General features: G+C 39.3%; 14 protein-coding genes and 1 pseudogene. 12 read left to right on the top strand and 3 right to left on the bottom strand.

Annotated elements, in window-relative coordinates; genetic code table 11:
* Positions 1 to 28: 28 nt before the first annotated feature.
* The 3 genes from F959_RS04080 to gmk all read right to left on the bottom strand — a co-directional run bounded on the left by F959_RS04080 (position 29) and on the right by gmk (position 3315).
* The gene (locus F959_RS04080) at positions 29 to 2134 is read right to left on the bottom strand and encodes a RelA/SpoT family protein (protein ID WP_004877796.1); all 2106 of its coding nucleotides are present in this window, start codon (positions 2132 to 2134) and stop codon (positions 29 to 31) included.
* A gap of 209 nt (positions 2135 to 2343) precedes the next feature.
* The gene (rpoZ, locus tag F959_RS04075; RefSeq protein WP_004877793.1) at positions 2344 to 2622 is read right to left on the bottom strand and encodes a DNA-directed RNA polymerase subunit omega; all 279 of its coding nucleotides are present in this window, start codon (positions 2620 to 2622) and stop codon (positions 2344 to 2346) included.
* 69 nt (positions 2623 to 2691) lie between these two features.
* The gene (gene gmk / locus F959_RS04070) at positions 2692 to 3315 is read right to left on the bottom strand and encodes a guanylate kinase (protein ID WP_004877791.1); all 624 of its coding nucleotides are present in this window, start codon (positions 3313 to 3315) and stop codon (positions 2692 to 2694) included.
* 102 nt (positions 3316 to 3417) lie between these two features.
* Here gmk and ispH point away from each other — a divergent pair, with 102 nt between their 5' ends.
* From ispH to trmD, 12 genes and pseudogenes are all read left to right on the top strand, one after another.
* Positions 3418 to 4368, top strand: a complete 951-nt coding sequence (gene ispH / locus F959_RS04065; protein ID WP_004877789.1) for a 4-hydroxy-3-methylbut-2-enyl diphosphate reductase — start codon at positions 3418 to 3420, stop codon at positions 4366 to 4368.
* 140 nt (positions 4369 to 4508) lie between these two features.
* Positions 4509 to 4949, top strand: coding sequence for a GspH/FimT family pseudopilin (locus F959_RS04060; RefSeq protein WP_004877788.1), 441 nt, complete (start codon positions 4509 to 4511; stop codon positions 4947 to 4949).
* A complete protein-coding gene (gene pilV / locus F959_RS04055) occupies positions 4949 to 5506 on the top strand; it encodes a type IV pilus modification protein PilV (RefSeq protein WP_007480684.1) in 558 nt (185 codons plus the stop codon). The genes F959_RS04060 and pilV overlap by 1 nt, the downstream gene beginning before the upstream one ends.
* A gap of 1 nt (position 5507) precedes the next feature.
* Complete coding sequence (locus F959_RS04050) at positions 5508 to 6656, top strand: PilW family protein (RefSeq protein WP_004877786.1); 1149 nt, start codon at positions 5508 to 5510, stop codon at positions 6654 to 6656.
* Positions 6653 to 7474 (top strand): PilX N-terminal domain-containing pilus assembly protein, encoded by an 822-nt coding sequence (locus F959_RS04045; protein ID WP_004877785.1) that lies wholly within the window; start codon positions 6653 to 6655, stop codon positions 7472 to 7474. The genes F959_RS04050 and F959_RS04045 overlap by 4 nt, the downstream gene beginning before the upstream one ends.
* An 11-nt stretch (positions 7475 to 7485) precedes the next feature.
* Positions 7486 to 7668 (top strand): annotated as a pseudogene (locus F959_RS16980) (hypothetical protein); the annotation flags it as partial.
* Positions 7642 to 11673, top strand: a complete 4032-nt coding sequence (locus F959_RS04040) for a pilus assembly protein (RefSeq protein WP_407636524.1) — start codon at positions 7642 to 7644, stop codon at positions 11671 to 11673. The pseudogene F959_RS16980 and the gene F959_RS04040, both read left to right, overlap by 27 nt.
* An 11-nt stretch (positions 11674 to 11684) precedes the next feature.
* Complete coding sequence (locus tag F959_RS04035; protein WP_004877781.1) at positions 11685 to 12209, top strand: type IV pilin protein; 525 nt, start codon at positions 11685 to 11687, stop codon at positions 12207 to 12209.
* Positions 12209 to 12655 carry a type IV pilin protein gene (locus tag F959_RS04030; RefSeq protein ID WP_004877779.1) on the top strand — a complete coding sequence of 149 codons (447 nt, stop codon included), beginning with the start codon at positions 12209 to 12211 and terminating at the stop codon, positions 12653 to 12655. The genes F959_RS04035 and F959_RS04030 overlap by 1 nt, the downstream gene beginning before the upstream one ends.
* Before the next feature lie 265 nt (positions 12656 to 12920).
* On the top strand, positions 12921 to 13178 hold the full coding sequence (rpsP, locus tag F959_RS04025; RefSeq protein ID WP_004877778.1) for a 30S ribosomal protein S16: 258 nt from the start codon (positions 12921 to 12923) through the stop codon (positions 13176 to 13178).
* A gap of 16 nt (positions 13179 to 13194) precedes the next feature.
* Positions 13195 to 13743: a ribosome maturation factor RimM gene (rimM, locus tag F959_RS04020; protein WP_004877776.1), complete on the top strand. Its 549-nt coding sequence runs from the start codon at positions 13195 to 13197 to the stop codon at positions 13741 to 13743.
* Between the two features lie 48 nt (positions 13744 to 13791).
* Positions 13792 to 14532, top strand: coding sequence for a tRNA (guanosine(37)-N1)-methyltransferase TrmD (gene trmD / locus F959_RS04015; RefSeq protein WP_004877775.1), 741 nt, complete (start codon positions 13792 to 13794; stop codon positions 14530 to 14532).
* Positions 14533 to 14695 lie beyond the last annotated feature (163 nt).

The raw sequence follows: 14695 nt of genomic DNA, 5'->3' as shown, positions 1-14695 counted from the left end.
ATAAATCTCTAAACAATAGGCAGTGTTATCAGGCTTTGGCGACATCTGCTTGCACAATTGGCATATTGAGACGTTCGATTCGCGGAAAACCAAAATGCATACGTAAATCACGAATGATTTGAGCGATTTGATTTCGATTGCTCACAACAATATTGACATAGGTTTTTTGATCTTGGGATTCGACCATTTCGACACCAGTCTTTGCTTTACGGCACTGGTAAATTAAATCTGATATTTGTTCATCATTCATTGCCATATGAATGCATAGATATGCACTGAAACGTACATCATCGACTTCTTCTGCTTGCCAGTGCAGTGGCATTATATTTTCAGGGTGAAGGTGTTGTTCATGCAATAAGTTGCGGCAACGTGAGCGATGTACAATTAATCCACGACGAGAAAGATGCCCTTGGATTGGATCACCTAAGACTGGATTGCAACAATGTGCATATTTTACATCAACACCATCTGTACCTAAAATTAAACGCTCAGATGTCTCGTGATGATTTGAATGATAATCTTGTGCAAACAGATGGTTAGCAACGAGTTGAGGTAATAAATCACCTACTGCAATTTGCTCGAATAAGGTATCTTTACTACTTAAATGACGCCATTCGAGGACATTGATCCAGTCTGCTGGAGAGAGATCATTAATGGAACGATTAAATAATTTTAATGCTCGATTCAATGCCTGTTGTCCAACCAAACGCTGCTCTTCAATATCCTGATCTCGCAACATATTTTGTAACGCGCGTCGTGCTTTTTGTGTATTGATAAAGCTCAGCCAATCTGGGTTAGGTGTTGCGAGAACATCTGTAATAATCTCAACCACTTGTCCACTATGCAATGGTGTTGAAAGAGGGCGAATTTCACCATCAATTTTAGCACCGACAGCGTGGTTGCCTAAAAATAAGCTTGCCGAATATGCGAAATCTACAACTGTTGCACCTTGGGGTAACTCGTGAAGTTGACCATGTGGTGTATAAACCCAAATCTTCTCTTGGTGTAAATAATCTAATAGATCGCTAAAGGTGGTTTTTGCACAATCACTATCAATTAAAGTGTTTAAATTCTGCATTGAGGCTTGAATCGCTGATCGACAAGCTTGCGGTGCATTTTCACCGAGTACCACACCAAAACGAGCGGCTTTTCGCATCAGCTCTGTCTGAATGGTGAGGGAAAGCGTAGTTTTCTCACCTTTTAATTTGATCATTAATGATTGATTGCCACCCGGTAAAGGGCGACGAATATAATCTTTATATTGTAATACTTGAAAATTAGCTTTAAGTGCTTCAACTAAACGGTCACAGTCAGCAATACTTTGTAGAATGATTTCGAAAGCATGGCTATGGCTGAGTTCGTTTAAATCAATTTCATTTTTCACAAAGTGGCGCAGCAATTCAATATTGTTATTTTTCTTTTTAATGCGGCCTTTAATGTCGTAAGTATCGAGTAAATCTGAGAGTTTCTGCTCCCAAACAGCTTGGTACTCACAGCGTTTAGGCTTTGTTTCTAATAATGCTGACTGAACATCATTAAACATATCTAAATCAAGATTTTGATAGCAAAGATGTTCTAAATTGTCGGCCATCTCATTCATACCAACGAGACGAGCCATTGGTACAAAGATATCAAAGGTTTCTTGGGCGATGCGCGCACGTTTATCTGGGCGCAATGCATCAAGCGTCGTCATATTGTGATAGCGATCTGCTAATTTAATAATAATGACACGCGGATCTTGTAGGGTCGCTTGAAGAATTTTTCGAAAAGATGCCGCTTTGTTATATTCCTTATCACTTGAATGGCTAAGTTTAGTTACACCATCAACAAGTTCGGCAACAACAATTCCAAATTTTTCACCGATTTCATCTTTGGTAAATTCAGTATCTTCGATCACATCATGTAATAAAGCCGCCATAAGTGTGTCAGCATCGAGACGCATATGGGCCAAGATACAACTGACGGCAATAGGATGTAATACATAGGGTTCACCACTCTTACGGGTAATGCCACTATGTGCCAAATCAGCGAAATCGCAGGCAGCAAGCACTTGTTGAACGTCACTATCTTTTAGATAGGCATCAACGATAACTTTAAGTTGTTGCTTGGCTTGGCTGACCTCTTCGCCTGGCATAAAAAACACCTTTTATAACATGAATTCAGTAATGAGTAGCTTAACTTCTAATGAAAAGCATATTGATAAACTTGTCAATTTGTTCGTTATGAAAAATCGTAAATTTTTTCAATGAAGTATATTGTTTTTACCAATATAAGCCCGAATTTTTCAATAAACAAAAAAGCCCAGTGTCTTCACAATGGGCTTCTAAGTAAAGGTTGTTTTACTTAAAAAGTAAAGCCTTCTAAATTTAGAGAGTTTGTAGACAATACCATATCAAGATTTGAAGTTTGGTAGTCTTGATCACGTTGTTTCAAAATATCTTTAGTGACATGACCCACTGCGATTTCACGTAATGCAACCACGGTTGGTTTATCATTATCCCACTCAACAGTTGGTTCCATACCTTGACGTGCTAATTGACGTGCACGTTTACTCGCTACCAGTACTAACTCGAAGCGGTTATCTACATGGTCTAAACAATCTTCAACGGTTACACGTGCCATAAGTTGTCTCGTTTGAACATCACATTTGAAAGACTAAATAGTATAAAAGGCTTTTATCCAAGACTCAAGTTATTCGCGATTGAGGGTAATTAAGTTTTCGATCAACTGTTGATGGCGAGTGCTTTGTTGTAAAGTAACTAAGCGGTTTGCAGTGATGATTGCTTCTAGATCATGTACTGCTTTGTTGAAATCATCATTGATGATGACATAATCAAAATTAGAAAAATGACGCATATCTTCCACTGCACAACTAAGGCGATGTTCAATCACATCCACTGAATCTGTGCCACGATTAGATAGACGTTGTCTTAAATCATATTGTGTTGGTGGGAGGATAAAAATTTGTTTTGATTCAGGAAAAAGTCTGCGAACTTGCTCTGCACCTTGCCAATCAATCTCTAATAAAACGTCATGACCTTGTTGAAGCTGTTCTTTTACTTTAGCTTGCGATGTACCGTAGTAATTTCCAAATACTTCTGCGTATTCGATAAAACCACCTTGTTCAACTTGAGCTAAAAATGTTTCTTTGCTGGTAAAATGATAATGTACACCATCGAGTTCACCAGGACGTTGATCGCGTGTTGTATGTGAGACAGAAACGTGTAAATTGCTGACTCGATCGAGTAGGGCTTTAACCAAAGATGTTTTGCCTGTTCCTGAGGCAGCAGAAACGACAAACAATAGACCCGACATGATATTTTTCCTGATATGATAAAATATCTTGGCTATTGTAGTGTAGCGCACCATTAAACGAAATAGTTTGGTGTAAATATTCAGATCATGAGAGAGGATGTTATGGAAATCGTGTTGGCCAATCCACGAGGTTTTTGTGCTGGTGTTGACCGTGCTATAGCGATCGTCAATCGGGCATTGGAATGTTTTAATCCACCGATTTATGTTCGGCATGAGGTGGTTCACAATAAGTTTGTAGTTGATGACTTACGTCAGCGTGGTGCAGTTTTCGTTGATGAATTAGATCAAGTACCAGATGACTCTATTGTGATTTTTAGCGCACATGGCGTTTCTAAAGCAGTACAGCAAGAAGCTGAGAGTCGTGGTTTAAAAGTATTTGATGCAACCTGTCCATTGGTCACTAAAGTTCATATCGAAGTGACTAAATATGCTCGTGAAGGAACTGAAGCTATTCTGATTGGTCATGAGGGACACCCTGAAGTTGAAGGGACAATGGGGCAATATGATAAGTCTCAAGGTGGTCAGATTTATTTGGTTGAAGATGAGCAAGATGTTGATGAGTTAGTGATTAGACACCCTGAAAAGGTGGCTTTTGTTACCCAAACAACGCTTTCAATCGATGATACTGCAAAGGTTATTGATGCGTTAAGAGCTAAGTTCCCCAAGATTCAAGGGCCACGCAAAGATGATATTTGCTATGCCACTCAGAATCGCCAAGATGCTGTGCGTGATTTGGCTGAACAATGTGATGTAGTGCTTGTCGTTGGCTCTCCAAATTCATCTAATTCAAATCGTTTGCGCGAACTTGCTGAGCGTATGGGAAAATCTGCATATTTAGTAGACAATGCTGATCAGCTTGAAAAAGTGTGGTTTCAGCAGGATAGTAAGATTGGTGTGACAGCTGGGGCATCAGCGCCTGAAATACTAATTAAACAAGTGATTCAGCGTTTACAAGACTGGGGGGCAACTCCTCCAAAAGAGTTACAAGGTACAGAGGAAAATATTACTTTTAGTCTACCAAAAGAGTTGCGTATACAGGTGATACAAGCCTAATTTTTAAAGAAAAATGTGAACTTGAAACGGATGGAGTGCACTCCATCCGTTTTTTTATGTTACTTATCTACTTTGTATTGGTTATGTAGGATATGAGTTTATTATTAGTATAAGTAAAAGTTTTTCTTGGGTGTGGAGCGATGGGGAAAAATCGGGGATTCACCTTAGTAGAGTTGGTGGTGACAATAGCAGTAATAGCTGTGGTATCCATTATGGCAGCTCCGTCAATGGCTAATTTGATGGAGAAAAGACGATATGATCAGAATGCTAGAGAATTATTACTTGCTTTATCTCAAGCTAAAAGTCAGGCCATTCTAAATCGCTCTGATGTTAGCGTAAATCTTGCGTCTAATAGTGTGAATACATTAACGAGCTTGAATTGGAATGTAATAAATAACACAACTTTATCCATTTCCCCGACAGTAACGGCCTCCACTTTTATATTCAATTCGAATGGTTTAATTTCAAATATAGCAGGGGATAGAACACTTACTCTTTGTAACGCTAAGGTAAAAATTCAGAAGACTATAGTTGTAACGAGATTGGGGACTTACGTTATAAAACCAGAAGGAACATGCTGATGATAATTAAAAAACAAAGAGGTGTGGGACTTATGGAAGTTCTAGTTGCTTTATTGTTATTAGCAATAGGTGTATTGGGTTACGTTGCTTTGCAACTACGTGCTTTTGATGCATCAGCGGAAGCGATGCAAAAGTCACAGGCTATGGTAATTATGAGAGCGCTGGCTGAAAACATGCGTGTTAATAAAACTCAAATAAATAATTATCCTGTTTTTGTCCGTAGTTATTCAGGTTTTGATGCAACGACACCATCACCAACAAACTGTTTTGATTCTGCTTGTTCGCTTAATCAGGTTGCACAATTCGACGCTTATCAAACAGCAAGAAATGCAAATCAATTAGGAATACATCTAACTATGGATAATTGTCCAGGGGTTACTGCTACGATGACTATGCGTAGACAATGTATTTACGCCTTTTGGGGTAAGACACAACCAGTGATTGTAACCACAGGAAGTGGTAGTTCTGCTACCACTTCTGCTGATGTTTCAAGTTGTATGGGAAATGATGGTGTGTATGTGAATGGGGCATCTTGTCTAATGATGGAGGCCTATTAAGATGAATAATATATCGATTAATAGGAATGCTGGTTTTACAATAATTGAATTAATGGTGGCTCTAGTTTTGGGGCTTATTGTCGTTGCGGCAGCAGTCCAGCTGTTTACTGGTGGAATATTGTCAAGTCGATTACAACAGGCCAATGCTGAAATTCAGGATAGTGGAATTTTTGGTGTGGATTATGTAATTAGAGATATTCGTTTTGCAAACCAAGAAAATTTAACTAATTTGAAGTTGGATGATAGAACTCCCTATGGAGGAGTTATTTTGACTGGTTCAACAGCCACAAATCAAAATGCAAATTTTGTACCTAAAGTTGGAGCGACTACATATATTGATTCTGCTCTGTTAAGTCGTGGACAGGGTGATACTGTATCTTCAACTAATAATTATTGGAAAGGACTAACACAAGTAACTCTAAAAAATAGACAAGGTTCAACTATTTCTAATCCAGTAAGCGATCAACTCACGATTCAATTTTTTGCTCCAGAGAATATGGTTAATTGCGAAGGTGCAAATGTCTTGGTTGGAGATTTGGTGGTACAGCGGTATTTTTTGAGACCTGATGCAAATGGGGCTTCAACTGACTATGCACTTGCTTGCGATGCGAATACGCCATTAACAAGTACAGCAGATGTGGCAGCAGCAGCTGCTGCTAGAATAACTCCAGATGCTACGACTGGAGTTATTACTCCAATGCCTATCACTGGGTTGGGTGATGCTGGGCAAATTATTATTCCTAGAGTTGATCATTTCCATGTATTAATTGGTGCGAAAACTACAACTACTATCAAGACGACAAACACTTCTACAACACCATCAACGATTACAAGTTCTACTAGTGATCAGTTTGCTTATTACACGATTCCACAGTATCGATCTGCTTCAGACTCAGCCCGTGCAAATACAGTAGCAACAACTTCTGGATCAGTTGTGACAGATGTTAATGTTTCAACCAGAATATTATCTTTACAGATATCCATGTTAATTCGTTCTGCAAATAATGCTCAAAATAATGCAATTGATCCTTCGCAGCCATTTTTCATGTTGGATAATACGGCGACTCCATCTAATACGACTACACGTTTCCAACGCCGAGTATATAGCTCAACAGTTGCATTGCGTAATGGAATGGGAGATGTCTTATGAGCCTTTCGAACAGGAACGAGTTACATATAAAGCGTCAGCAGGGTGCAACATTAATTGTAGTCATGATTATTCTACTCATAATTATTGTGGTTGGAATTTTAGCTGTGCGTGTGGCTATTGTTTCTTTGAGTGTTGCAACTAATAGCCAAGTAAACCAATTAAATTTTCAATCATCAGATACACCTCTTGCTTGGTTTAACAATTTTGATCCAACAACCGTTACGAATATAGGGAATGTAATAGGTGCTGCGCTTAAGGAAAATGAAAGTAATCCAGGTGGGGAGTATATTTTTTGTCTTAAACCTACATCGACAACGGTTTCTTTTGCTCAAACTATTGATGCAAGCTTAATTAAACGTGGTAGTGGAAATAATGCAACTGTTGAAGCTGGTGGTGTTGTTGGATTTTGTGATTTAACTTCAAATTTTGGTAGTAACCGCCCAGCAGTAGTTACTCAAGTTGCAGTAAGTGTTCCTACAAATGCTATTAATAGTACGCCTGGTTCTAATTTACCAAGAGGAATTAATGTGTCTGATGGAACTCAACTTCCAAAAAGTATGACCTCTACACAACGAGTTAGGGTAACCACTACGGCAATTTTACCAGCTTATTCAAGCAGTACAGCGTCTTCTATCCAATCGGATTGTCTAAGTTCTTCTAGTGCAAAAATTAGTGACGATCTAACTGCAACTTTAGCGGCTGGAAATGAGTATACCTTAGCAAAATGCCTAGTTGATAAGGGCGTACCATTTAGCACTCAAGTGCAAGAATTTAATTATATTAATCAATTGACTGAAACAGTTGCTCCGGGAAGCTGAGGAGAAATGCCATGAATAAAAATTTGGAAAAGTTTAGAAGAAATAAGTTGTGGTATGCCATCTGCTCAAGTTCTTTAGTTATGACTTGGTTGATGACAACCTCAGTTGTTGAAGCGAGTGATTTACAGATCTATGCTGTTCCTACAGCTGGCAAAAAAACTATTGTAATGATGTTGGATACATCTGGTTCTATGGGGCCGACAATATCTACTCAATCCTCTGGTGGGAATTATACTTATGGTATCCCAGATGATTATAATATTACTAGTTGTACAGTAACCTATTCTAATTCATCAACTACGCCTAGCTATCGACGCTATTATTGTCCCGTTTCTTCAAATACAACAAATACTAGAGTAAAAGCAACTGATGGTTCTGGCTGTGAGAAGCAGTCCGATAACAGTTATCGTTGTTATGATCGTTTAACACGTTTAAAGGATGGTGTATTCAGATTCCTAGAAACGGATAATCCTAACTTTAATAGAGTTAGTGTAGGCTTAGGGCATTTTTCTACATACAGTAGTGGGACTAGTGGTGATGGCAATAGTGGGGAAATTCTAGTGCCTGCTGCTGATCTTGGGGCTGTTGGTTCAAGTCAGAGAACTGCCTTAAAAACAGCGGTGGCAGGTCTTGCTGCTAGTGGTGGCACACCAACTGCAAACGCTTTTGCTGAAGCTGCTGCTTATTTAATGGGAACAAGCACAGTAAGCTCGAGTACTCGAAGTATTCCCTTATATTTTAAATATTATCCTACTACTGCGACGAAAGTTTATTATTATCGACGAGTAGGTAGTGGTTGGAATTCAACTTACTATAGATGTAATGGCACAGTTGGAACGACTACAACTTCGGGTTGTACATCTACTAGTACCGTGAGTAGTAGTGCTGTCAATGGTATGGATTGGGATACTAGTGGTGGAAATAGGTATTATTATGATTATGTATATACAACGTCCAGTACACCTAATTATAAATATTGTACAGATACCACGTATACAGTGGACAGTTGTACAGCATGGAGTAGTGATTCTACAACAAATCCTACAACCTCTACATATGATACCAACTGTTATATTGGTGGGCAAAGTGGCACATGTGTATATGAAAACAAATTAGTTACAGGCAGCAGCACTTATAGTGGTTTTAATAAATCTGTACAGTCCTCTAAGGATCCTAATACAAATTATACGACATATTTATCTCCCTTACCTGCTGTAGCAAATCGTCAGAGTTGTGATGGTCAAGGTGTCTACATTCTATCTGATGGTGTACCTACATCTAATGCTAGTTCATCAGTTATGGCACAAGCCCTGAATAGGAATTCTTTTAGCAGTAGTGGTGGTCTAAGTGGTGGGACTGACTGGGACTATATGAGTAACTTTGCTAAAGAGCTATTCAATGGTGGAACTGTCCAAAGTAACTCGACGAATGCTACCAACCCAGCCAATGTTTCTATTCAAACTGCTTTTGTCGGTTTTGGTGCGGCATTAAATAATCTAAGTACAAGTGATGCTGTTAATGCTTGTAAGATGAGTTCTCGTACGCAGAGTGATAGAACTGGAGATGATGCGTGCTCACCAAATCAGGCAACTAATGCTGTAACAGCTCCAGGGTGGGGGAATGGGGGATTTTTCCCGACACAAACAGCAGATGGCGTGACGGAAAGTGTTGTTCAATTTATTAATAATTTGGGGGCAGCTCCACTCGACCCGTTAACGACGGGACAAATCTCTGTACCTTATGATGCTCTCAATCCAAGTAACCTTTCTGAATATGGTTATTTGAGAGCATTGGAACCAGATCCTGCACATAGCTTTCTTACATGGAGAGGAAATCTTAAAAGGTATAGTGTAACCCTGTCTGGAGTTAATGTTGGGGCGTTTAGAGGTGATACTGGCGGCCTAGTTTATGATGCAGCAGGTGCGTTTAATGCTGGAACCAAAGATTATTGGAATAGTTCGAGCTATAATGACGGCGGTAAAGTTTTCCTAGGAGGGGCTTATTCTAAAGTTCCATTACCATATAATGGCCAAGCAGAGGTTAGTTCTGGGGGGAATATTATAAAATATGCTTATGCAGCTTCTCAGAAACTTCGTAATCTATTCACTGATGTTTCATCAGTAGATACGAATAATGCAATATTAACTGCTTCAACTGGTAGCTCATCTGGTACAGCATTACTGCAAATTCCTGAACAACCAACAGCAGCTTTTGCAAGTGTTTCAAGTGTGGGCACTCATGTTTTAAGTAAATTCAATGCTTCAACTGGACAAAATATTCTTAAAGATTTTCCAGTATCAATTAAGCTCAAGTTGTTAAATTATCTAGGCTATAGTACAGATATTACAGCAAATACGCTTCCATCAACGCTCTCTGCGCAAGATGCACCTTATTTATCAATGGGTGGAAGTATTCATTCTATGCCTGTGCAATTAACTTATTCTGGTAGATTGGATGCTCAAGGAAATTTAACGAGTGCCCGTAAACAATCGATTTTATACGGTTCGATGGAAGGTGGTTTACATCTTGTTGATGCTGCATCGGGTGAAGAGCAAATGGTTTTTGTCCCTGCTGAGATCTTAAATGATACGACTAAGTCCAAAGCCTTAGTCATAGGGCAAACAGGCTTAAACTCACCTATACATGGTGTTGATGGATCTTGGGTTGCAGATCCAACATATAATATTACTTCCACTACTTCAGGCTCAACCGTTACATCAAGTGTCACTGCTAGACAGATGAATATTTATGGAGGAATGAGAATGGGTGGTAGTAGCTATTATGGTTTAAACGTATTGAATCCTAGTAGTCCCAAATTACTGTTTAGAGTTGATAGTTCAACGTCTGGCTTTGATCGCTTAGGGCAAACTTGGTCTAAACCTGTCCTAGCTAATATTCGTTATGGTAATAATATTACGCGTGTAATGATTGTTGGAGGAGGATATGATGAATGCTATGAAAGTCCTTCATTTACTTTGGCATCGTCAGGGGATGATAGTACTTGCTCTACACGAACTAAGGCGAAAGGTAATGCCGTCTATATGATTAATGCTAAAACTGGTGCATTAATTTGGTCAGCAACTTATAGCTCAACAGCAACAGATGGCAAACAATATATGAAACATAGTATTGTAAGTCGCATAAGTACTTTAGATCGTGATGCTGATGGTTTGATTGATCATATTTACTTTGGTGATTTGGGTGGGCAGGTTTTTAGAGCTGATTTTAATAATAATGCAACGGCGACAGGTGGATTTGGTAAGCGAGTTGTGCGTTTAGCGAATCTTGCAACAAACGATACTACAAATGATCCTGGTAATGATTATACTGGAGCAAAAGCGCCTCGTTTTTATGTTCAACCAACGGTGACAATTCATGATGAGGGTGTAAATACATTTATATTATTAGGTATTGCATCTGGGGATCGTAGTACTCCTTTAGATGTTTATCCGATTCAAGGGCGTGAAGGTATGAGCCCTGCAAATGCTTTGTCAGACCGACCAGTAAATAATATCTACGGTATAATTGATCGTGATTTTATACGTCCAGATTTAATCTCAGGCACACCAACTTTAGAGTCACAGAATAAAACTCGTGCTGATTTTAAAAAGAACCCTCAAGTTTTAGCTACAGGCGAGACAGTTGCATCTTTGTTCTTTCCAACATCTGGAATTGGTAGGGCCGGGTGGTATCGTTCTCTGTCTAGTAAAAGCTCAAGTGCGACGACTATCAACAACATAGAAAAAGCAGATGGATCTTTCAGAATTAAAGGTGGAATGAAGGCATTTGAAGAAGAACCAATTGCTATTACTAATAATCTATTAGTTCCTGTATATGATCCTCAAGGAACTGGGATTGTACAGCAAGATCCATGTAAACCTCGAGTTATCGGTGAGACAGATTGGCAAAGATTCTGTTTACCATATGGAGCTTGTTTAAACACAAATGGAACTTTAAATACTGCCTTGGAAATGAAAAGTGGTTTTCAAACAAAAACCACGGGTTGTCCTGCTGGAGTCTCTGAATGCAATGACAATGTAATTGGTGCTGGTATTCGAGGTATTACCTTTGTACCAAAACCAGATAGCACGCCTGGAAGTTGTGGTAAGTTGACGATGGCGGGTAATACGCAAGGAACTGGTGAGTGGCAATGTACTAGTCGTTTAGTTCAGACTCGTTGGTATGAGCGTTATCGCTAAAAGGATATTCTATGCAAAAATATTCTAATAAATTGTTTTTCAATCAAGGTTTTACCTTGATTGAGCTGATGCTGGTTTTGATGGTTATCGCATTATTGGCAGCGATAGCTATGCCAAGCTATCAAGCTTATGCTCGCCGTGCAAATGCTACAGCTGCTCAACAAGAAATGTTAAAGCTAGCTGACCAATTAGAGAGGCATAAATCAAAGAATTTTAGCTATAAGGGTTTTAATCCACGTTATTTATATAATGCTTCAGGAGTTGTTCCTTTCAATACTGGAACTCAAACATTGACCTTACCATTAGAGGCGACTGGAGCAGAAATTAAGTATACATTAACGATTGTTGATGGTGATAATTCTAGTTTACTCTTAACTAACCCTGCTTCTATAGGTCAAAATTGGGCGATTAAGGCTGTTAGTTCTGATGCTCGAAATTTTTCATTTTTAATTACAAATGTGGGGATACGCTGTAAAAATACAACAAGTGCTAATATTACGTATTCTACATGTGGAGGCGGGGCGGAGAATTGGTGATGTATACTCGGAATGGCTTTTCATTAATTGAATTGATGGTTGTAGTTGCAATTATGGGAATTATTGCGATTGTAGCTTATCCTTCTTATTTGCAATATTTACAAAGGACGCATCGTGCAGATGTTCAAGCAGAAATGACTAATATTGCTCAAATAATGGAATCTAGAAGGTTGGCAAATAGTAGTTATCTTTCTACTGATACCAGTAGAAATAATATTTTATCAATTTATGGTTCGACAACTAGCCCTAAACAGGGAGGTGCCCTATATACACTCGCCTTTACATCATTAACAACTTCATCTTGGGTTCTAACAGCAACACCAATTTCTTCAAGCTCACAAAGGAATAATGGAATCATTTGTTTAAATGACCAAGGTCAAAAATTTTGGGCTAAAGGGGCATCCGGATGTTCGTTATCAAATACATCAAACTGGAATGGACGTTAATAAAACCTTAAAGTTTGATTTTTTGAATACCACTTAATCTCATTAAGTGGTATAGCGTAGTATTTAAATATTTGATAAGAATAAAAGAAAATTTCCTTATATAGAACTGGTTGAGTCTCTATAGAATTCAAAACTGTGGATAAAACTAAATTATTCTTCCTTTCAGCATAAAATTAACGTAAAATACCGCCCTCTATTAAAGGGGTTTGAAGTGCTGTCGGTGGTCGACGCAGGGATAATCCGTAAAAACTATAAGGTTGTTCTCATGGTTGTTATTCGTTTAGCGCGCGGTGGTGCAAAAAAACGTCCATTCTATCAAATCGTTGTAACTGATAGCCGTAACGCACGTGACGGTCGTTTCATCGAACGTATTGGTTTCTTTAACCCAACTGCACAAGGTAAAGCTGAAAAAATCCGTTTAGACGCTGACCGTTTTGCACACTGGGTTTCTCAAGGTGCTCAACCTTCAGAACGTGTTGCTTCTTTAGCTGCTCAAGCTAAAAAAGCTGCAGCTACTGCATAATTGTAGTAGATAGCCCATGACACTAGCACAGAATGTTCCCGAAGATCGTATTCAGATTGGACAGTTACGTTCAGCTTATGGATTGAATGGGTGGCTCTGGGTTTACTCAAACACTGAACCTATGAGTAATATGTTTGACTACCTTCCTTGGTACATCGAGACCAAGGCTGGTTGGCAAACCATTGATGTAAAACGTTGGAAACCACATGGCAAAGGCTTAGTTGTTGCATTAAAAGGTGTGAGTGATCGCACTGGTGCAGAAAGCTTAGTCGGTGCAAATATCTGGATTGCTAAATCGCAGCTTCCAAAAGCAGATGTAGATGAGTATTACTGGTCTGATCTTAAAGGTCTAACTGTGTTAGGTTTGAGTGAAGATGAGCAAGAAGTCAATCTTGGTCAAATCTACGAGCTTTTTGAAACAGGTGCCAATGATGTCATGGTTGTTAAAGCAACTGCAGATAGCATTGATGCCGAAGAGCGAATGATTCCTTGGCATAAAGATGTGGTGCAACGCGTTGAGCTTGACGCTGGTCGTATTTACGTCAATTGGGGCGTAGACTACTAATCCTTTTGGGGAAAGTAGTGCAGCAGGAAAATAAAGAAGGAGTCTGCGGTGTTTTTTGCAGTCATCACATTGTTTCCTGAAATGTTTGAAGCGATTACAGCGTACGGGATTAGCGGACGTGCAACAAAGCGGGATATTGTGCAAGTCACTTGCATTAACCCACGAGATTTTGCAGAGGGCAACTACAAACGAGTGGATGAGCGTCCATTTGGTGGTGGTCCTGGTATGGTAATGATGGCTGAGCCGTTAGCAAAAGCAATTACACATGCCAAACAACTAGCAGTGCAAGCAGGATGTGCCAATGTTCCTGTGGTGTATATGTCACCGCAAGGACAGACCTTAAATGAACAGGCAGTACAGCAATTCGTTGATTATGATGGTTTGATTGTATTGTGTGGTCGCTATGAAGGGGTCGATGAGCGTTTAATCCAGCATTATGTTGATCAAGAATGGTCAATTGGGGATTATGTGCTTTCAGGTGGTGAACTGCCTGCAATGGTATTGCTCGATACTGTTATTCGTCGTTTGCCGAATGTCATGTCAGACGAGCAGTCTGCAATACAAGATTCTTTTGTGGATGGTCTGTTGGACTGCCCACAGTATACCAAGCCTGATCATTTTGAAGGGCTAGATGTGCCTGAGGTACTCAAATCAGGACACCATGCCAATATTGAGAAATGGCGCTTTTTGCAGCGTTATCAACGAACTTTAGATCGTCGACCAGAATTGGTAGAAAAAGTAGAGTTGACCAAGCAGCAAATTAAATGGTTAAAAAATTCCAAAGATTAAACTGGTATCAGTTTGTCTTTGCACCCAACGAGAAGCATTGCTTCGAGTTATGGCTTAAACCTAGTTTAAGTTAAATAATAGGCTCTTTAAGACATTCTGTTTTAAAGGGAAAGTTAAACGAGCGATATGCGCTTTAGCCTCTATCCTCAGCGGTGTAAGAGAC

The sequence above is a fragment of the Acinetobacter venetianus RAG-1 = CIP 110063 genome (genome assembly GCF_000368585.1).
Taxonomy (GTDB): Bacteria; Pseudomonadota; Gammaproteobacteria; order Pseudomonadales; family Moraxellaceae; genus Acinetobacter; species Acinetobacter venetianus.
Note: the sequence above shows the minus strand (reverse complement) of the source record. Positions and strands in the feature narration are given on the sequence as shown.